This window comes from Saccharibacillus alkalitolerans, from assembly GCF_011090185.1.
In the GTDB taxonomy this organism is placed as follows: Bacteria; Bacillota; Bacilli; order Paenibacillales; family Paenibacillaceae; genus Saccharibacillus; species Saccharibacillus alkalitolerans.
Window position 1 is genome coordinate 108341 of record NZ_JAAFGS010000003.1, and the last position, 20045, is coordinate 128385.

Annotated in this window: 21 protein-coding genes; all 21 read right to left on the bottom strand. The window is 55.2% G+C overall.

Annotated elements, in window-relative coordinates:
• Entirely contained in the window at positions 1-465 is a 465-nt protein-coding gene (locus tag GYN08_RS09225) for a flagellar basal body-associated FliL family protein (protein WP_166273931.1), read from the bottom strand.
• The gene (locus GYN08_RS09230) at positions 462-686 is read right to left on the bottom strand and encodes a flagellar FlbD family protein (RefSeq protein ID WP_166273932.1); all 225 of its coding nucleotides are present in this window, start codon (positions 684-686) and stop codon (positions 462-464) included. Before GYN08_RS09230 ends, GYN08_RS09225 begins: the two co-directional genes overlap by 4 nt.
• Positions 687-756: 70 nt before the next feature.
• A complete protein-coding gene (gene flgG, locus GYN08_RS09235; RefSeq protein ID WP_166273933.1) occupies positions 757-1575 on the bottom strand; it encodes a flagellar basal body rod protein FlgG in 819 nt (272 codons plus the stop codon).
• A 156-nt stretch (positions 1576-1731) separates the two neighbouring features.
• Positions 1732-2106, bottom strand: a complete 375-nt coding sequence (locus GYN08_RS09240) for a TIGR02530 family flagellar biosynthesis protein (protein WP_166273934.1) — start codon at positions 2104-2106, stop codon at positions 1732-1734.
• On the bottom strand, positions 2103-2711 hold the full coding sequence (locus GYN08_RS09245) for a flagellar hook capping FlgD N-terminal domain-containing protein (protein ID WP_166273935.1): 609 nt from the start codon (positions 2709-2711) through the stop codon (positions 2103-2105). The genes GYN08_RS09240 and GYN08_RS09245 overlap by 4 nt, the downstream gene beginning before the upstream one ends.
• A gap of 21 nt (positions 2712-2732) precedes the next feature.
• A complete protein-coding gene (locus tag GYN08_RS09250) occupies positions 2733-4118 on the bottom strand; it encodes a flagellar hook-length control protein FliK (RefSeq protein ID WP_166273936.1) in 1386 nt (461 codons plus the stop codon).
• A 30-nt stretch (positions 4119-4148) separates the two neighbouring features.
• A complete protein-coding gene (locus tag GYN08_RS09255; protein WP_166273937.1) occupies positions 4149-5105 on the bottom strand; it encodes a MotE family protein in 957 nt (318 codons plus the stop codon).
• 40 nt (positions 5106-5145) lie between these two features.
• Entirely contained in the window at positions 5146-5589 is a 444-nt protein-coding gene (gene fliJ, locus GYN08_RS09260) for a flagellar export protein FliJ (RefSeq protein WP_166274423.1), read from the bottom strand.
• A gap of 12 nt (positions 5590-5601) precedes the next feature.
• Positions 5602-6921: a flagellar protein export ATPase FliI gene (fliI, locus tag GYN08_RS09265; RefSeq protein ID WP_166273938.1), complete on the bottom strand. Its 1320-nt coding sequence runs from the start codon at positions 6919-6921 to the stop codon at positions 5602-5604.
• Between the two features lie 159 nt (positions 6922-7080).
• Complete coding sequence (locus GYN08_RS09270) at positions 7081-7902, bottom strand: FliH/SctL family protein (RefSeq protein WP_166273939.1); 822 nt, start codon at positions 7900-7902, stop codon at positions 7081-7083.
• Positions 7895-8911: a flagellar motor switch protein FliG gene (fliG, locus tag GYN08_RS09275; protein ID WP_166273940.1), complete on the bottom strand. Its 1017-nt coding sequence runs from the start codon at positions 8909-8911 to the stop codon at positions 7895-7897. The genes GYN08_RS09270 and fliG overlap by 8 nt, the downstream gene beginning before the upstream one ends.
• 12 nt (positions 8912-8923) lie before the next feature.
• Complete coding sequence (gene fliF / locus GYN08_RS09280) at positions 8924-10513, bottom strand: flagellar basal-body MS-ring/collar protein FliF (protein WP_166273941.1); 1590 nt, start codon at positions 10511-10513, stop codon at positions 8924-8926.
• Between the two features lie 43 nt (positions 10514-10556).
• Positions 10557-10868 carry a flagellar hook-basal body complex protein FliE gene (gene fliE, locus GYN08_RS09285; RefSeq protein WP_166273942.1) on the bottom strand — a complete coding sequence of 104 codons (312 nt, stop codon included), beginning with the start codon at positions 10866-10868 and terminating at the stop codon, positions 10557-10559.
• An 86-nt stretch (positions 10869-10954) separates the two neighbouring features.
• Positions 10955-11407: a flagellar basal body rod protein FlgC gene (flgC, locus tag GYN08_RS09290; protein ID WP_166273943.1), complete on the bottom strand. Its 453-nt coding sequence runs from the start codon at positions 11405-11407 to the stop codon at positions 10955-10957.
• A 2-nt stretch (positions 11408-11409) separates the two neighbouring features.
• Entirely contained in the window at positions 11410-11814 is a 405-nt protein-coding gene (gene flgB, locus GYN08_RS09295) for a flagellar basal body rod protein FlgB (protein WP_166273944.1), read from the bottom strand.
• A 373-nt stretch (positions 11815-12187) separates the two neighbouring features.
• Positions 12188-13594: an ATP-dependent protease ATPase subunit HslU gene (gene hslU / locus GYN08_RS09300; protein ID WP_166274424.1), complete on the bottom strand. Its 1407-nt coding sequence runs from the start codon at positions 13592-13594 to the stop codon at positions 12188-12190.
• A 91-nt stretch (positions 13595-13685) separates the two neighbouring features.
• Positions 13686-14225 carry an ATP-dependent protease subunit HslV gene (gene hslV / locus GYN08_RS09305; protein ID WP_166273945.1) on the bottom strand — a complete coding sequence of 180 codons (540 nt, stop codon included), beginning with the start codon at positions 14223-14225 and terminating at the stop codon, positions 13686-13688.
• 34 nt (positions 14226-14259) lie between these two features.
• Positions 14260-15594: an FADH(2)-oxidizing methylenetetrahydrofolate--tRNA-(uracil(54)-C(5))-methyltransferase TrmFO gene (gene trmFO, locus GYN08_RS09310; RefSeq protein WP_166273946.1), complete on the bottom strand. Its 1335-nt coding sequence runs from the start codon at positions 15592-15594 to the stop codon at positions 14260-14262.
• 20 nt (positions 15595-15614) lie between these two features.
• A complete protein-coding gene (gene topA, locus GYN08_RS09315; RefSeq protein WP_166273947.1) occupies positions 15615-17714 on the bottom strand; it encodes a type I DNA topoisomerase in 2100 nt (699 codons plus the stop codon).
• Positions 17715-17829: 115 nt separating this feature from the next.
• On the bottom strand, positions 17830-18957 hold the full coding sequence (gene dprA, locus GYN08_RS09320) for a DNA-processing protein DprA (RefSeq protein ID WP_166273948.1): 1128 nt from the start codon (positions 18955-18957) through the stop codon (positions 17830-17832).
• A 156-nt stretch (positions 18958-19113) separates the two neighbouring features.
• Positions 19114-20043, bottom strand: coding sequence for a succinate--CoA ligase subunit alpha (gene sucD / locus GYN08_RS09325; RefSeq protein WP_166273949.1), 930 nt, complete (start codon positions 20041-20043; stop codon positions 19114-19116).
• Positions 20044-20045 lie beyond the last annotated feature (2 nt).

The following is a 20045-nucleotide window of genomic DNA, read 5'->3' on the forward strand; positions in this document are numbered from 1 at the left end:
TCAGATCGTCGCCAAGATGAAGTTGGTAATGTTGACGCTCACCACTTCGCCCTCCGGCAGCGATTTATTGATGAGATTTTTAAGCTTCGTGTTCAGCTGCATTTTGCCTTTTGCGGTACCGAGGCTTTCCGGCGTCATGTCGGCCAACGTCATCAAAACGATCGGCTTAACCGTGATCTCCTTGATTTCGTCGAACTCGGCTTTCGTTTTCGCGCTGTCCAGCTGGAACGAGAAGTCGACTTGAACGATGTAGGAAGGGTCCGACAAGTTCGTCTTGATTCCCGTCATGTCCGAGCTGACCGCTACGATTTCTTTGGCGGAAAGCTGCTTTTCGTGCTTCACTTCTTGTTTTTCGCCTGATGCGGTCGTTTCTTTGTTATTATTACCCAGCACCAGGAATACGGCCACGACGATCAGCGTAATCGCCAAAAACATCGTAATGATCCATGGCAAAAGTTTCTTCATTCTTCTTCCCCCGTATTCTGCACTTTCACCGATGCGGTGTGCAGGCCGATTGCGGCATAATATTCGGTCATCAGCTTGACGACGTCGGCGGCTTTCTCCAGCACGATCATGCGTTTGCCGTTAACCAGCGTGACGTAAGTGTCCGGCGTTTCTTCCACCATTTCGATCTGCAGCGCGTTAAGCCACAGCGGCGATCCGTTTAAGCGAGTAACTGGAATCATGACTTTCCTCCCGTAAAGCTGGCGGAAAAGCGGCTTTAATCAGCCGGCTCTTCCGCCGCCAATATTACGATTAACGTTTCAGGTTAACAACTTCCTGCAGCACTTCGTCGGATGTCGTAATGATTCTGGAGTTCGCTTGGAAGCCGCGCTGAGCGGTAATCATTTCGGTGAATTCGCCTGTCAGGTCGACGTTGGACATTTCGAGTTGGCCGGCTACGATCTTGCCTGCCATGGCGTTGGCGTCGCCTGCTTCAAATGTGATCTCTTCTCCGTCCGGCATCGCGTTCAAGCCCACCCGGTACAGGTTGCCCCCCGCTTTCTCCAGACCTTCCGGGTTGCGCACTACAACGACTGCGAGCCGGTTGTCCGTATTCACTTCGCCTGCTTCATCCTTCATCGCTACCGTGCCGTCGCTGCCGATCGAGAAACTGGAACCTGTCGGCACGTTGATCACGGCGCCGTCGGTATTAAGGACGAAGAGACCGTCGGAGTTGACCAGGTTGCCTTGACCGTCGACATGGAAGTCTCCCGCTCTCGTCAGGAAGGCATTTTCCGGGTCCGTTTCTGCAGTCAAGCCTACGGCGAAGAATCCGTCGCCGTCGATCCGCAGGTCCGTCGGGTTATTGGTCGTCATCGCGCTGCCCGCCAGATGCAGGGTGTCGATGGAACCGATCGATACGCCCAAGCCGATCTGCTTGGCGTTCGAACCGCCGACTTCGGCTGTCGCTCCTGTGGCACCTGCGGCAGTCTGGCTCAGAATATCTTTGAACATAACGCGCGAAGATTTGAATCCGGTCGTGTTGACGTTGGCGATATTGTTGCCGATTACGTCCAATTTCGTTTGGAAGCCTTTCATGCCCGACACGCCCGAATACATGGATCTCAACATTAGATGATTCCTCCTATGGTTTCGTTCATATGATTTGTATTTGCTTTGTTTCATTTTACTTTCTCAGCCAGAAAAAAACCCGGCTAAAAAGTGCTATTTTGTGCCGCTTCATGCGTTCGGCGGCACGCCGGCTTCCTATCGGTCCAGCCGGTAAAACTAGGAAACGATGACGGCACTGTCGATTTGGGTGAAGACGTTGTCTTTCATGGAGCCGCCGTCCACCGCGGTCACGACCGTGCGGTTGCGCACGTTGACGATCAAAGCCATGTCCTGCATCAATAGAAGCGATTCTTTCGAACCTTTGGCCGCCGCCTTGTCGATGGCGCTGCCGATCTTTCTGAGCTGCTCGGAATTCAATTCGATGCCCCGCTGTTCCAGCCTTTTTGAAGCGTGCCCGCTGAATTTCAGCAGCTGTTCCCCGAGCACGGATTGGAAGCTGTCCCGTCCGGCTGCGGAAGCCGTCTGGCTCCTCGAAGCACCCGGCGGAATCTTCGCCGGATATAACTGGCCTACGCGAATCGGATCATTCATTTTACACCTCCGTTATCGCCGGAATCCGTAGTCGCGGCTGCCTCCTCTGTGGAGTTTTGGGAGGATTGCGGCGCGGACGTCTGCTCGGCCGGCGTATCCGTCTTCGTGTCTTCCGACGCTTTTTCCGATGGCGACTTCGTCGACGGTTGAACTGCCGACCCGTCTCCCGATCCTGCCGCTTCAACCATCGTGATATCGGAAGTCGGTACCAGGTAATCGCCTACCGCCGCATACATCTTCCCGTCTTTTTGCAGAACCGAGGCCACGTTGCCCGTCAGGTAGTTTTTCGTTTCGGAATCGTACCAAGTGATCTTTTGACCGATCAGCTGCGAAGCCGTTCCCATGGAGGAATTCATTTGCGTGAGCTGCGTGGACATATTCATCAGCTGCTCCAGCGAGGAGAACTGCGCCATTTGAGCGGTGAACTGCGAATTGTCCATCGGCGCCAGCGGATCCTGATTTTTAAGCTGGGCGATCAAAATCGTCAGAAATTGTTCTTTGCCCATCGTCGCCGAATCGGCCGAAGTCTTTGCGGAAGCCTTCTGGACGTTCTGCGTCGAATAATTGGGCCAAATATTCGTTGTCGAAACATTGCTGTTTGCCAAAAAATTGACCTCCTGTCTGAATTAAGCTTCCGCTATAAACGAGCTGCCCGATTGCGCGGCCGTCTTCTGTCTCAACCATTCGCCGAGTTCTTCGCCGAGTTCCGCCGTCAATCTCGCGTCGTCGTTGGCTTCTTCTCTCGACTGGGACCGCCTTCCTTGCTGCTGCCCGCTTCCCGCCTGTCCGCCGTTTTGGCTCATCTGCGACTGGAGCGAGGAGCTTTGCGTCACTTCGAGCTTTTCGACCGTCAGTCCCTGCCCTTGAAGCGTGCCGCGAAGCTGGGCCATCTGCTGTTCAAGCATGTCTTTGGCGGCCGCATGCTCGGTTACGAACTGCGCAACCAGCTGTCCGGCGTGCATCGTGATGCGGATATCGACTTTGCCCAAATGGTCGGGAGTCAGCGAGATTTTGGCTTCGGTGAAGCCTTGTTTCTGCAAAATTTCGAGTCGGTCCACGACAAGCTTTTCGACTTCCTGCGCCATCCGGTGAACCGGTACCGCCTCTGCCGGTTTTGCAGGTGTCAGGCCGTTTGTTCGAAGCGCCAGTTCTCCGGCCGTGATCGTTCCTTGAGGTTTGATGTCCTGCTCGGCCTCCTGCGCTTGCTCGCCGTTTTGCTGCAAGTTCGATCCCGATTGCTGCTGCGTCTGGGCTTTGGAAGATACGATCGCCGCGTCGGCTTTGACCTGCACTTCCCCCTGCTTCGCCGAAGGTTGTTCCGTTTTCGCAGGCTGGGTTCCTTCTTGAACCGGAAGCGTTTCGACATTCTGCTGCGGCATGAGTGTCTTGGTGCCTGTTTGACGGGTATTTTCTTCGACGGTGTGTTCGAGCGCCGCAAGCGCCTGCTGCGCCTGCACCTTCAGTTCCGGAGCGGTCTGCGGCGATTTCTGCAGCTCGACCAGCTGTGCGACCGTATCCTGCAGCGCGAATTTCAGCGTCGCCGGGTTGGAAGCCAAAGCTTCGACCGTATTTGACGCCTGCCGCCCTTCCGCCGCCGTCTCCGTCTCATTTCCCTGTCCGGCAAGAACACTCTGCGCCTGCTGAATCCAATTTTGAAGCATGGACATCAGCTCGGGATTTTGCATCAGCTGATCGTCAAGCGAATCGAGCTGTCCCAAAAGATCGTCCAACTTCGCATCGAGCTCTTTGGCATCAATCGGCGTTGTTCCTTCTCCGCTCGCTTCTCCCGCCGCCGCGATCAGCTGCTGCAGCGCGGCCAAAAGCGGATTGGATGGCGTTTCTGCGGTTTGACCGGCCGTATTGCCACTGCCGCCGGCCGCGCTCCCCATCAGCTGCTGAAGCGATTGACCGAAGATGGCCGCCGCGCCCGCCGCCGCCGCGCCTGCCGGGGCTTTCCCCCCCGTAGCCGGAGCTGCCGCGCTTACTGTCATGCCAGGAATCGTCATTCCCATTTTTTTGTCTCACCTCCCTTCAATCCGGCTTTAACCGCCGATCAGTTTATTGGCCAGCAGAGCGGCCGTTTCGCTGTCCGTGCTTGCCATCTGGGACAGAATGTTGGAACGCGTGGAATCGTCTACCGATTTCAAAATGGTCAGCACCTTAGTTTGATTAGTTTTGGACATTTGGACAAGAAGCGCAGACGCGCTGGAAGCATCCATGGAAGAAAACGTCTGGCTCAATTGATCCTGGTTCAACGAACCGTTGGCAGTAGTCTTTTGCGCCGGCTGTTCCGCGCTCGCCGCTGCGGCTCTTGCCGCGTTGGCCGCAGATTCCAGCTTCGCTGCCGAAGAGGCATTCTTCAGCATGATCGAAACCTCCGCAGCCTTGTCGGCCGTCATTCTTTGCAGAATGGCCGACTTTTGCTCCGTGCTCATGGCGTTCAAGATCATGGCGATCTCTTCTTTGGTCAGCGTATCCAGAATCGGAGCCGCTTTGCTTGCGCTCATTGCTCCGTAAGTTCGGGCGAGCTGCTTCACCTGATCGCTCGGCCCTTCTTTTTCCTCCGGCGCCGCTGCCGCCGCTGCCTGCTGTTCTTCCTGCTGAGCCTGCGTATCGTCAAGCTTTTTCTGCAGGCTGTCCACTTGGGCTTGCGTATCGGCTTGCGCCTGCTGCGCGGTTTTTAGTTCGGTGTTTTTTTGTTCAAGCTGCGCTTTCAGCTTATCGATCGTTGCTTCCGCGCTGGCAGCCTGCTGTTCTTTTTGACGCTCCGCCTGCTGCTCCGGCGTATAAGTCGGCTTCGGAAGCAGAGAACCGACAACCGGAACTTTATTGGCCGTTTCCAGCACGGAATTGCGGGTATTCGGATTCATCAGGGTGATCAGCACTCCGACCAGTACGACTGTGAACAGAATCGGCACTGCGAACAGCAGAATTCGTCCGGCTTTGCTTCCCGATTCCTCTTCCAAGCCGATTTCGGCTTCCGCTTGGGTTTTTGCCACGCGTTTGACCTCCTTCTACACTTGCTGCCGCGATTTGTTCTTAACGGGCGCGTGCCACGAAACGAACGGTCGCCATTTCGTCAAGCTCGTTTTGTTCCCGCAGCATTTCTTCTTTTTGAAAAGATTCCAACGCTTTTCCGCGCGCTTGCATCCAGACTTTCTCATCCAACATTTTCGTCGTGAGGTGCTCTTTCTTTTCTTCGACTTTCACCTGCGCCGTTTGAATATCTTGACGCTTTTGGAAAATGCATTGATCGATATAGTTGATATAATCCTGCATCTGCTGAAGCTGCAGAGCCGAAACGGCGTTGACGGTTTCGCTCTGAATGGAATCGACCAGCGAATCTTTGTCGGAAAACAGCCGGCTGAGCGTCTGTTCTTCGGCCTGAAGCTCGCCCAGCGCCGAAGAAAGTTTCATTTCCGCATGATTTTTTTCGCTTGCTTTCAGATCCACGACTTTTTGAAATGCATAATTGAATTTCAACATTTCCTAAGGTCAGCTCCTTGAGAATTCTTGGATTAAACGTTCTATCGATTCGTCCAATGTCGTCTTTTCATCAACTTTTTGCTTGGTAAAGTCCCAGATCCGCTGGATGTTTTCGATCGCTTCGTCGATCTCGATGCTCGAGCCCCGTTGGTAAGCGCCGATGTTGATCAAATCTTCCGATTCTTTATATACCGACAGCAGCCGTTTGAGATTGTTGGCCGCATCCGTTTGAATCTCGGGCGAAATGTCTTTCATAACCCGGCTGATGCTGGCAAGAACGTCGATCGCCGGAAAGTGTCCACGGTTGGCGATGCCGCGGTTCAGAACGATGTGGCCGTCCAGAATGCCTCGGACCGCATCGGCGATCGGCTCGTTCATGTCGTCGCCGTCGACCAGGACCGTGTAAAACGCGGTGATCGAGCCGGTGGGACCGGTACCCGCACGTTCCAGCAGTTTCGGCAAACTCGCGAATACCGAAGGTGTGTATCCTCTCATCGCCGGCGGCTCGCCGACCGCCAATCCGACTTCGCGCTGCGCCATCGCATACCGGGTAACGGAGTCCATCATCATCATGACGTTCATGCCGCGGTCCCTGTAGTACTCGGCGATGCTGGTGGCGATCAGCGCTCCCTTGATGCGTACCAACGCGGGCTGATCCGAGGTGGCGACAATGACGACCGATCGGGCCAAGCCTTCCGGCCCGAGATCGCGTTCGATGAAATCGAGCACTTCGCGTCCCCGTTCCCCGATCAGCGCGATGACGTTGATGTCAGCCGAAGTGTTTCGGGCAATCATGCCCATCAACGTGCTTTTGCCGACGCCCGAACCGGCGAAAATGCCGACCCGCTGTCCTTTGCCGATCGTCAGCAGCCCGTCGATGGCCCGAACGCCGACGCTGATCGGTTCGTGTACTCTTGGGCGCTGGAGCGGGTTGCTCGGCGTATTGAACGTCGAAGCGTGAGCCATTCGAGCCGGGAGCAGCGAACCGTCCAGCGGTCTTCCGAGACCGTCCAGCACCTTTCCGAGCAGCTCCGACCCGACTTGTACGGTAAGCGGCTTGCCCGTGCCGACCACGTCGCATCCCGGGCCGATCGACTGCAGTTCGCCCAGCGGCATCAGCAGCACCTTGTTGTCCCGGAATCCGACGACTTCGGCCTGAAGCGGAGGCGCGGTTTTGGTGGGATAAATGTAGCAAACCTCGCCGATGCTTGCATCCGGCCCTTCCGATTCGACCATCAGTCCGATAACCTGCGTAACTTTGCCGTTGACCCGAATCGGATCGAGCTGTCTCAGTTGATCCAAGTATTTGTCGACCAGAATTTCTTTCATCCCGTCACCTCCATGCCGTCGTTCTCTTTACAATTGTTATTCTACATGGTTATAAAAAACCCGCTAAGGCTAAAAAGTGCTATTTCCCGAATTTAAAAAAACCCGGCAACCTACCTCGATTCCTACTCCGCTTCCCAGTCGACTAGTACCTCTTCGGAATTAAGCGTTGGGCGTTTCTTCGTGCAGAGCCAATCTCAGCAGCTCGCGCTTGATTTCCGACAGCTGCGTATCGATTCTCGCGTCCACGCTTCCGAAGTTCGATCGTATCACGCAGCCCCTGTCCTGTACGGTCGCATCCGGAAGGATTTGCAGTTCCGCCTGCGAGTCGATCGACATAGCAAGCTCTTCGCGCGCGGAGTTGATCAGGGAAAATTGCGAAGGCGCCACGCAAAGCGCGATCGTCCCCTGCTCCCTTTTGCGGGATAACGTTTTGCGGATCAGGCTCAGCGTCAGTTCCTGGTCTTCCTCCAACTTGCGGTCGATCACTTTTTCCGCGATCGCGGAACTGAGATCAACCAGGAACGGCTCGGCCTCCTGGATGATCTCTTCCTTGGTGCGAACGGCTTCCTTGATCAATTCTTGCGCTTCTTCCGAAGCCTGCTGCATCCGTACGGCAAGCTCTGCCTCCGCCTGGATTTTGCCTTCCTCATATCCTTCGCGGAACCCCTGCGATTTGACCGCTTCGACCAAATGTTCGTCCTGCTCGCGTCTCTCCTGCCACCAGGCTTCGATCTGCTGCTGCGCTTCAAGCAGCATTCTCTCCGCCTGTTCGGCCGCTTCCCGAATTTGAAGCTCGGCGAATTCTTTCGCGTCGCGAATCATTTCGTCTTTGAGCATAACCGTCTGCTTATCCGCAACCGGCAGCTGGGGTTCGTCCGCCCCTTCCGCATATTCCTGCTTCGAGGCGTAGTGCCGGTGCAGATCAAGCTTGACAAAATCTTCTTTTGGCACATATTGCGAAGACTTAATGAGGTTAGACAATGATATCATCTCCTCCGCCGCGCGCGATGATAATCTCGCCCGCTTCTTCCAGCTTACGGATAATCGTTACGATGCGAGTCTGCGCTTCTTCGACGTCACGCAGCCGCACGGGTCCCATGAATTCCATTTCTTCCCGGAACGTTTCGGCCATCCGTTTGGACATATTTTTGAACACGACTTCGCGGACTTCTTCGCTGGCGACTTTGAGCGCGAGCTGCAGATCCGCATTTTCGACGTCGCGGATAATGCGTTGAATGGAACGGTCGTCGATATTGACGATGTCCTCGAATACGAACATTCTCTTTTTGATTTCTTCCGCCAGTTCCGGATCCTGGATTTCGAGCGCGTCCAAAATCGTACGCTCGGTGCCCCGATCGACCCCGTTCAGGATCGAAACGATCGATTCGATGCCGCCCGCCGTCGCAAAGTCCTGCGTGACGGTCGAAGACAGCTTCTGCTCGAGCACCCGCTCGACCTGGGCGATGACTTCCGGCGAAGTGCTGTCCATCATGGCGATCCGTCTCGCCACTTCGGCCTGCTTTTCCTGAGGAAGCGAGGACAGAATCACCGAGGCTTGATCGAACTGCAGATAAGAAAGCACGAGCGCAATCGTCTGCGGATTTTCGTTCTGGATAAAGTTCAAGATTTGGCCCGGATCGGCTTTGCGGGCAAAGTCGAACGGACGAACCTGAAGCGTAGCGGTAAGTCGGTTGATGACTTCGAGCGCCTTTTGTTCGCCGAGCGCTTTTTGCAGGATATCCTTGGCGTAGTTGATACCGCCCTGCGAAATATATTCCTGCGCCAGACAGATTTGATGAAATTCGGCAAGCACCGAATCTTTCTCCGCGCTGTCCACCTTGCGGACGTTGGCGATCTCGAGCGTAAGCTGCTCGATTTCCTCGTCTCTAAGATGTTTGAATATTTGGGCCGAGACTTCCGGCCCGAGCGAGATCAGCAGAATGGCGGCTTTCTGCCGTCCGCTTAACGTTTGCGCGCTTGCTTTAGCCACACTTGTTCACTCCTATTCATCGGCTAACCATGTGCGCAGCAGATTGACGAACTCATCCGGTTTCTTTTTGGCGAGCGACTCAAGCTGTTTCCGCATCTGGCTTTCTCCGCTGACCGTATCGAGGTTAATGGACGGCATCTCCGCCGGCGTAGGCAGCTCCATTTCTTCGAGCAGCTCTTCTTCGCGGTTCTTTCTTCTGCGGCGCACGATCAGGAAGATCGCGACAGCCAGCAGGGCGGCCAATCCGCCGATAATGCTCCACAGCAGCGCTCTGGACATTCCCGCGTCCGCATCGGCCGTTTCGGTCGAAGGGATCGAAGAAAACACTGAAACTTTTTGCTGAAGCTGGGCGTCTGTATAAGTAGCTCCGGAGTCGGCAAGCGAAGCTCCGATAATGTTGACCAGAATGCCTTCGATATTTGTCCGGGTTTCGTCATTTAACGTTGTTTGGCCGGCAGGTGGTTCAACCGCTACGTTTATGGTTAAATCTCTTACGATATAGGGACTTTGTACGATTTGCTTGGTAATTTGGTTAACTTGGTAATTCACGATTCGGTTGGAACTTTCCGAAGTCGTCTGGCCGGCCGAAGTATCCCCCGGGTAAGTCGGCACGGCTTCCGTACCGGTCCCTGCTACTCCGCTGTTCGCCGTTCCGGCTCCGGTGTAGCTCTCCTGAACGTCCTGCACGCTGATTTCGATCCCGCGCATGTTTTCTTCATCGACAGGCGTGTAGAGATTTTCGGTCGTGTTTACCTGATCGAAGTTCAACTTGGAAGCTACGAGGACGTTGACTTTATCAGCTCCCACGATGCTGCCGAGGAACATCTTGACGCTTTTTTCGATGTCGCTCTCGTACTTGCGCTGCATCGCCAGGTTATCCTGAATCGCCCCCGCGGAGCCCGCTCCAAAGCCGCTTCCCGCATTCGAGGCGTACAATTCGGTGTTATCGCTGGTAATCGTGATGTTGTCGATGGGCAAGTTCGGTACCGACGTTTTCACGAGATTGAAGTAACCGTCGATCATTTCCTGGGTCGGACGATAGCCCGGCTTAAATGTCATGACGACGGAAGCCGAAGCCTGCTCTTGATCTTCGGCGCTCGCGAACAGACTCTCCTGAGGCAAGTTCACTAACACCCTCGCGCTTTCAACTCCGGTCATCATCTTGAGAAGGGATTCCACTTCTCCGTTCAACGCGCTCTTATACTTCACGTTAAACTCGTTCTCGGTCATGCCCAGGGCGGACGTCGTTGTCCCGAACATTTTATTGAATCCGACGGATCCGTTTTGGATAATTCCCTGCGACGCGATATCTACCCGTACCCTTGAAGCGTTTGTGCTCGGTACCGACAAGCTTTTTCCGTCAGTGCTCAGTTTATACGGAATGCCCGCCGAATCAAGGTAAGTCATGGCCGCGGCCGCATCTTCGCTGTTCAAGTCTTGAAAGGCCACTTCATATTGGGTCTTGGAAAACTGCATGGTCAAAATCACAATCGTCAACAGCGTAATGGCGACCGTCGAGACCAGCAGAGCCTTTTGTGTTTTGCTGAGCCGATTCCAATAGCCCAAGAGCGAATCCCTTATTCGGGTCAATCTTTCGTTCACAATTTCACCCCACTACGCAGCATTATACTTAATTAACGTTCGACTACAGTTGTGTACGCATAATTTCCTGATAAGCTTCGATCACTTTGTTTCGTACCTGGGAAGTCATTTGAAGTCCCAACAGCGCTTTCTCGGAAGTGATCATGACCTGATCCACATTCGCTTGTCCAAGCATGAATTGCTTCCCTGTCTCGTCGGCCGTCTTTTCCATATCCGCCACGCCCTGCAGGGCATTTTGAAGATACTGTCCGAAATCCTGCATCGTGTCCTGCGGCGTAACCGTATTTTTCTCCTGCAGTCCCGCGAGCGTGCGGTTGGCTGCTTGAACCGGGTTAAACATATGATTTTGAATCATCGCGATCTCCCTTTCCTGTCGGTCCGCTTAGCGGCCATATTTCCGTTGATTGTCAATGCGCCGTTCCATAGCGTCAAGCCCAAGCTTTATTTGCCGATTTGCAGAGCTTTCGTAATCATGGCTTTCGTCGCGTTCAATGCGGTTACGTTGGCTTCGTAAGAACGCGTCGCCGAGATCATGTCGACCATTTCCTTGGCGATGTCCACGTTCGGCATCTGCACGTAACCGTTCTCGTCCGCATCCGGGTGAGTCGGGTTATAGACCAACTTGAACGGCTCTTTGTCTTCCTGGATCGCAGTTACTTTCACCCCGCTCGCCGAGCTCTTGCCGTTCATGGCCGCATTCAGCGTCTTGGCGAACGGCGTCTGGTTGTTTTCCGACAAGACGGCCACTTTCCGCTTATAAGGTTGAACCTTTCCGTCGATCACCTGAGCTCTCGTCGTATCGGCGTTCGCAATGTTGGACGAGATGATATCCATCCGCAGGCGCTGCGCCGTAAGAGCGGAGGCGTTGACGTCAAATCCGCTGCTGATTCTCATTGTTATGCGTTACCTCCCAGCGCCGTGCGCATCATTTTGATTTGGTGATTGACTTCTTCGATGTACGTGTTGTAACGGAGCTGATTCTCTGCCAACGACGTCATTTCGCTGTCGATGTCCACGTTGTTCATATTGTTATTCATGGCCGTGCTCTTATCGGTAGTGATCTTGGCGGTAGGAATGGAACCGGAACCGATCGCGATATGCCGGGGATTCGTCATCCGACCCTTAATCGAACTTACACCGTTCATTTCCGATTGAAGCAGGCTTTCGAACGACACTTCGGAACGCTTGAAATACGGCGTATCCGCGTTCGCAATGTTGTTGGAAATGACTTGTTGTCTCGTGTTCGACGCATCGATTGCGCTGCGCAGGCGGTTAAAACCGGTATCGTTCAAAATATTCATCGATTCCACTCCCTTAGTTAATAAGCCTTGTGCATTCTATAAATTTTACAAAATCAAATTCGGCCAAAGTGCCCGCTTGCTCTCTAGCTCTGCCGAACTATCAAATATGCCCTGTACTACACCATCATTTGGAAATTCGCCCACTGGTGCAACTGTATAATGTCTAATCTAAGTTTCTTCGAGTTGGGCCTATAAAACAATGAGAAAAAAGCCCTATCTTTCCCTAGTTGAAAGACAGGGCTTTTTCTTATTTTGATTTGCTTTCCGCAAGCCTAAATTTCATTCGAAAAAAGAAGGGGCTTTCAAAGCCGGTTCCCGGAGTCAAACAAAAGCTCGCCTTTTTTTGCCAATTAAGTGAACTTCAAAAATGCGTTCACAAAATGTATTGGCTTAGGTCGCGATCTTTTGCGATGTCGGCAAGTTTTTCCCGCACGTATTCCGGAGTAATCGTCATTTGCTCTAAATTAAGTTCAGGCGCCTCGAAAGAAAGATCTTCGAGAAGCTTTTCCAAAATGGTATGCAGGCGACGCGCGCCGATATTCTCGGTATTCTGGTTGACCGAAGCCGCAATGCTCGCAATTTCCCGAATCGCTTCTTCGGAAAAGCCGATTTCGATATTTTCCGTTTTGAGCAGATCCACGTACTGCTTGGTCAGCGCGTTTTGCGGCTCGGTCAGAATCGCAATAAAGTCTTCTAGCGTGAGGCTCTCCAATTCGACCCGGATCGGGAACCGTCCCTGAAGTTCCGGAATGAGATCGGAAGGCTTCGATACATGAAAAGCGCCAGCAGCGATAAACAGAACGTAATCCGTCTTCACCGGGCCGTACTTCGTCATAATGGTCGAACCTTCGACAATAGGAAGGATATCCCGTTGCACGCCTTCGCGCGATACGTCGGGTCCATGGCCGCGTCCGCTGCCGGCAACCTTGTCGATTTCGTCGATAAAGATAATGCCGGACTGCTCGGCTCGGCGCACCGCTTCTTGATTGACGTCGTCCATGTCGATCAGCTTGGACGCTTCCTCGTGTGTCAGCGCTTTGCGCGCCTCGCGGATCGGCAGCTTGCGACGTTTGGTTCGCTTAGGCAGAAAACTGCCGAGCATCTCCTGGATGTTGCCCATCTGCTCGTTGCCCTGCCCCGCCAGCATATCGAACATGTTCGGCATCGCGTCTTCGACGTCGATCTCGATTACGTCGTCCTCCAGCTTCCCGGCCAACAAGTCGAAGCGCACCTTGCGGCGGCGTTCGCTGAGACTGCCCTCTTCGTACGCGGTTTTCTCCGGCTCGGGTTCCGGCGCGGTTTTTCCCTGGCCGCCAAACAGCATTTCGAACGGATTGCGCTGCGAAGACGAAGATTTGGCCGCAGGAACCAAAATTTCGACAATTCGCTCGTTCGCCATTTCCTCGGCACGGTCTTTGACCTTCTCCGTACGCTCCGCTTTGACCATCCGAATCGACGTCTCAACCAGATCGCGTACCATCGCTTCCACGTCGCGTCCCACATAACCGACTTCCGTGAATTTTGTCGCTTCCACCTTGATGAACGGCGCGCCGACAAGTTTCGCCAAACGCCGCGCGATTTCGGTTTTTCCGACGCCGGTAGGCCCGATCATCAGAATGTTTTTCGGAACCACTTCGTCCCGCGTTTCTTCGGGCAGCAGATTGCGACGGTAACGGTTGCGCAAAGCGACGGCGACCGAACGTTTCGCTTTCTTCTGCCCCACGATGTACTTGTCCAATTCCGCCACGATTTCCCGCGGTGTCAGGGCTTCGTTTTTCATAGCCATTAGCCATACCCTCCACTCTTAGGATATGCGCGCAAACTGCGCGGGATCGCCCCGTCGTCTGTGCACACCCCTGTAATTGTTGGCGTTAAAGTTCTTCGACGATAATGTTGTCGTTTGTATAGACGCAAATTTCGGCGGCGATCTTCAGGGAAGCATGAGCGATTTCCTTGGCTTCGAGTTCCGCATGGCGCTTGAGCGCGCGGGCTGCCGACAGGGCGAAGTTGCCTCCCGAGCCGATAGCGATAATGTCGTCGTCGGGCTCGATGATTTCTCCGTTGCCCGAAATGAGCAGCATGCCGTCCTTATCCATAACGATCATCAGCGCTTCGAGCTTGCGCAGCATCTGATCGGTCCGCCATTCTTTGACCAACTCGACGGCCGCACGCTGCAGGTTGCCCTGATGTTCTTCCAGCTTGGCTTCGAATTTTTCGAACAGCGTAATGGCGTCGCCGACGGAACCGGCGAATCCCGCAAGCACCTGGCCGCGGTACAGCCGGCGCACCTTCTTCGCATGCTGCTTCATGATGACGTTTTGCCCCATGGTCACCTGGCCGTCGCCGGCGATGGCCGCTTTGCCGTTCTTGCGAACGGCGCAAATAGTCGTCGCGTGGAACGAGATTTCCATCGTAATCCTCCTTTTCCCGCAAACGCGGATTGCATTAGCTGCGGACGCCGTTCAGCGATTGTTCCGCCGTGAAGGACGACAAACGATCGAGCGCCCGCATCGCCAGAGCTTCGTTTTTGTCTTTTTTGTTGCGGATTTTCTGTTCGAGCTTCGGCAGCAGACCGAAGTTGGCGTTCATCGGCTGGAAATGATCCGGATCGGCCGTCGTGATATAACGCGCCATGCCGCCGAGCGTCGTTTCTTCCGGGAACACGATCGGCTCGCGTCCCAATGCCAGATGCGCCGCGTTGATGCCGGCGATCAGTCCGGAAGCCGCCGATTCGACATAGCCTTCCACGCCCGTCATCTGTCCGGCGAAGAACAGGTTCGGCTTGTTTTTGCACTGGTAGGTCGGCTCGAGCAGCTTCGGCGAATTGATGAACGTGTTGCGATGCATGACGCCGTAGCGGACGATGTCCACGTTCTCCAGACCCGGAATCATCTGGAACACCCGCTTCTGCTCGCCCCATTTCAGATGCGTCTGGAATCCGACAAGGTTGTACAGCGTGCCCGCCGCGTTGTCCTGGCGCAGCTGCACGACCGCGAACGGAATTTTCCCCGTGCGCGGATCCGGCAGGCCGACCGGCTTCATCGGTCCGAACAGCGCCGTCTGGCGGCCGCGGCGCATCATGACTTCGATCGGCATGCAGCCCTCGAAATAAATTTCTTTCTCGAACTCTTTGAGCTCCGCCGTTTCCGCCGTAATCAGCGCTTCGTAGAAGCGGTCGAATTCCTCTTCGGTCATCGGGCAGTTCAGATAAGCCGCTTCTCCTTTGTCGTAGCGCGAAGCCAGATACACTTTGTCCATGTCGATGGAGTCTTTCTCGATGATCGGCGCGGCCGCGTCGTAGAAATAGAAGTATTCCTCGCCCATGAACCCTTTGATCTGCGCGGACAGCGCCGGCGAAGTCAGCGGTCCCGTCGCGATGACGGTAATGCCGTCCTCCGGAATTTCCGTCACTTCCTCTTCCCGCACGTCGACAAGCGGATGCTCCTTAAGCGCCTGCGTAATGCCTCCCGAAAAAAGGTCGCGGTCGACGGCAAGCGCGCCGCCCGCCGGCACCGCGCTCGCGTCGGCCTTCCCGATGACCAGCGAGTCGAGTCTGCGCATTTCTTCCTTAAGCACGCCGACCGCTCCGGTAAATCCGTTGGCGCGCAGCGAATTGCTGCAGACCAGCTCCGCGAAATAAGACGTATGATGGGCCGGCGTCTTCACCTTCGGCCGCATCTCGTAGAGCGTGACCGGAACGCCGCGGCTGGCGATCTGCCATGCCGCCTCGCTTCCCGCCAATCCCGCTCCGATTACCGTTACCCGTTGATTGCTGCTCACTTCATGTTCCCCCTATATATTTAAGCTTCCGCCGTATCTTCGTTGTCTTCAAGCACTTCCGTATGGTCGCACGACGTACATTGAAGCTTCGTGCCCTGCTTGCTGCGTTTTTCCACCATCAGCGAACCGCATGTCGGACAAGGCTTCGCAGACGGACGGTCCCACGACACGAAGTCGCATTCCGGATACCGGTCGCAGCCGTAGAAGACGCGTCCCTTTTTGCTGCGGCGCTCGACCACATGGCCTTCCTTGCACTTCGGACAGGTAACGCCGATGTTCTTGACGATCGGCCGCGTATTGCGGCAGTCCGGGAAGCCCGAGCAGGCCAGAAACTTGCCGAATCGGCCCATTTTGTACACCATCGGCTTGCCGCATTTGTCGCAAATCTCGTCCGAGACTTCATCCTGAATCTCGATTTCTTTCATTTCTTCTTCCGCGAACTCAAGCCGCTTCTCGAACGTGCCGTAAAACTCCTGCAGCACGCGAACCCACTGCTCTTCGCCCTCTTCCACATGGTCCAGACTCTCTTCCATATGGGCGGTAAATTCGGCATCGAGAATCTCCGGGAAAAACTCCTCCATCTGCTCGTTGATCAACTCTCCAAGCTCCGTCGGCATGAATTTCTTCTCTTCGATCGCCACGTAACCGCGCTTCTGAATCGTCTCCAAAGTCGGCGCATACGTGCTCGGACGCCCGATTCCGAGCTCCTCCAGCGTTTTGACGAGACGTGCTTCCGTGTAACGCGGAGGCGGCTGCGTAAAATGCTGTTTGGGCTCGACATCTTTACGTTCCAGCTTGTCGCCTTTGGCGAGCGCCGGCAGGAACTTGTCCTCTTCCACGCTGCCGTCGTCGTTGCCTTCCACATAGACTTTCATGAAGCCCTGGAAGCGGACTTTCGAGCCTACCGCGCGGAACGTCGCGCTGCCCGAATGGATATCCACCGACAGCGTGTCGAGCACGGCGGAAGACATCTGGCTGGCGACGAAGCGTTCCCAGATCAGCTTATAGAGACGGAACTGGTCGCGGCTCATAAACGGTTTGACCGATTCCGGATCGCGTTCCATCGAGGTCGGCCGGACCGCTTCGTGCGCGTCCTGGGACCCTGCCGACTTTTTGGAATACTGGCGCGGCGTTTCCGGCGCAAACTCCTCGCCGTAACGTTCCGTGATAAAGGCTTTCGCTTCTTCCTGCGCGCTGCCGGCAATCCGGGTCGAGTCGGTACGCATGTAGGTGATCAGGCCGACCGTGCCCTCCTTGCCGAGATCGACACCTTCGTAAAGCTGCTGAGCGACCGACATCGTTTTGGCCGCGCGGAAGTTCAGCTTGCGGGCGGCCTCCTGCTGCAGTGAGCTTGTCGTAAACGGAGGGGACGGATGACGCTGGCGTTCTCTTTCCTTCACTTCGCCTACGACAAAATCCTTTCCTTCGAAAGCGGTCAGCACTTCCTGAACGTCCTGCTCGCTGCGGAGCTCTTTCTTTCCGCCGTCCAGTTGATGGAACTTGGCTTCGAATTCGTTGCCTTTCACGGCCAAGCGGGCGGTAATGCTCCAGTACTCTTCCGGAACGAATTCCGAAATTTCGTTCTCACGGTCGATGATCAGCTTGACCGCTACCGATTGAACCCGGCCCGCGGACAATCCTTTCTTGACCTTTTTCCACAGCAGCGGGCTGATCTTATACCCGACGAGCCGATCGAGAATGCGGCGCGCCTGCTGGGCGTTGACCAGATCCATGTTGATCGGGCGCGGCGTCTTGAACGCGTCTTTGACCGCCTGTTTCGTAATTTCGTTGAATACGACCCGGCAGTCCTCCACGTTGTCGATATCCAGCGCATGCGCCAGGTGCCACGCGATGGCTTCCCCTTCGCGATCGGGGTCGGCCGCGAGATAGACTTTTTTCACTTTTTTGCTGGCATCCTTCAGCTCTTTCAGGATAGAGCCTTTTCCGCGGATCGTAATATATTTGGGATTGAATTCGTTCTCGACCTCGACGCCAATCTGACTTTTCGGCAGATCTCGAATATGGCCCATCGACGCTTTTACGATAAATTTACTGCCCAGGTATTTGCCGATCGTTTTCGCCTTTGCGGGCGATTCCACGATAACGAGCGAATCCGCCATAGGTTCGTCCTCCTCTCAGGTTGTACGAGCGCGGCTTTCCGGATTGCTGCCCTGAACCGCGCATTTTTTGCTTGATAGCATACGATAGTGAATGTTGGTGGATATAAGGCCGGGATCAGCGGATCGGATCTCCTATCCATGTGTACTCGGCGCCGGAGAGCGATTTCACCTGGCTTTTTATGATTAACGATAGCAGAACGGAATGTAAAAGTCCAAAATCCCAAGATGTCTTCCGCTGCAGTTCGTCGATGCTGGCATCCCCTTGTTCCAATATAACGTATATCTTCCGCTCCTCTTTTGTCAATTTTTCATGTGCCTCTTTTTTTTCGACGCTTCGCGCGACGGGGACGAACAGATGCGCATATTCTTCCAAAATGTCTTCGGCGTTCGCGCAGGGTTTCGCCCCGTTTTTGATCAGCTCGAAAGTGCCCGCGCTTTTGGGAGACGTAATCTGACCGGGGACGGCAAATACGTCGCGCCCGCTGTCCAGCGCATAATCGGCCGTGATCAGCGAACCGCTTCTTTCCGCGGCTTCCACGATCAATACGCCTCGCGACAATCCCGCAATGATCCGGTTTCGCATCGGAAACAGGCCGGGGGAGGGGCGGGTGCCCGGAGGAAATTCGGACACGATCAGCCCCTGCTCGCCGATCTGGCGATGCAGCTGCCGGTGTTCCGGCGGATAAACGACGTCCGGACCCGCGCCCAGCACCGCGATCGTCGCGCCGCCTCTCTTCAACGCCTCCTTATGGGCGAAGCCGTCGATTCCCCTTGCCATGCCGCTGATCAAACATACGCCCCGGTCGGCCAAGTCTCCCGCGATCCGCTCGCAGACGATGCGGCCGTAGGAGGTGGGCGACCTCGTACCGACGACGCCGATGCCGAAATTCCCCAGCAGTTCGCGCCGCCCGATCGTATAAAGCATCCAGGGCGGTTTGGCGGTTTCCTTCATTAAAATGGGATACTCCGCGTCGAAGCATGTAATCGGCTCGATTCCCTGCTCCCGCAGCCTGAATACGCGGTCGCCCGCTTCTTCAAAACGGACTTTGCCCGCCGCTTCCGCCTGCTTCGGTTCCGCTCCCAGCCCAAGCCACGTTTTTTCCGGAATCCGAAACAATTCTTCGTATGGAATTCCGCGGTGCCGTACGATGTTCATCAGCGTATTGATGCTTTTCCAACCGATGCCTTTCATTTCGTTCATTGCGACGATCCAGAGCGCCGCGGTCGATTGACTGTGGGCCATTCGGGGGTTCCGCCTCCTTCGTTCTCTCCGGAAAAAACTGCCGCAAACGCAAAAAGCAGCCTTTCTTCCCCGCGGGAAAGAAAGGCTGCCTGCCTTAATGACGTATCTTATCCGGTTATTGTCCTTCCGCTATTGTGCCAGAAAACCCGGCAGGAATCAACCCGCGGTGAAGGTCTCCAGCACGCCGCGTTCTTCCAATACGGAAACGAGCGTCGCGCCCATTTCCGCCGGAGTCGGCGCTACGCGAATGCCGCACTCTTCCAGCTTCGCGATTTTTTCCGCCGCCGTGCCTTTGCCGCCCGAAATGATCGCGCCGGCATGGCCCATCCGTTTGCCCGGAGGCGCCGTCGCGCCGCCGATGAAGCCGACGACCGGCTTGGTCATGTTCGCTTTGATCCACTCGGCCGCTTCTTCTTCGGCGGTACCGCCGATTTCGCCGATCATAACGACAGCCTGCGTGCCTTCGTCTTCGTTGAAGAGCTTCAGAATATCGATGAACTCCGAGCCTTTGACCGGGTCTCCGCCGATGCCGACAGCCGTCGACTGGCCGATGCCGCGCGTCGTCAGCTGATGCACGGCTTCGTACGTGAGCGTTCCGCTTCGGGAAACGACGCCGACTTTGCCCGCTTTATGGATATAACCCGGCATAATGCCGATTTTGCACGCTTCCGGCGTGATGACGCCCGGACAGTTCGGTCCGATCAGCACCGTTTTTTTGCCTTCCATGTAGCGCTTTACCTTGACCATGTCAAGCACCGGAATGCCTTCCGTGATGCAGATGACGAGATCGAGATCCGCGTCTACGGCTTCCATGATGGAGTCCGCGGCGAAAGCCGGCGGAACGTAGATGACGCTCGCCGTCGCGCCCGTCGCCTTGACCGCGTCGTTTACCGTATTGAATACCGGAAGCTTGACGCTGCTGCCGTTTTCAAGCTGAATCTCGACTTCGGTGCCGCCTTTGCCCGGGGTAACCCCGCCGACCATCTGCGTGCCGTATTCCAGGGCTCCCTTCGTATGGAAGAGGCCCGTTTCGCCCGTAATCCCCTGCGTAATGACTTTCGTATTTTTATCCACCAGAATGCTCATGC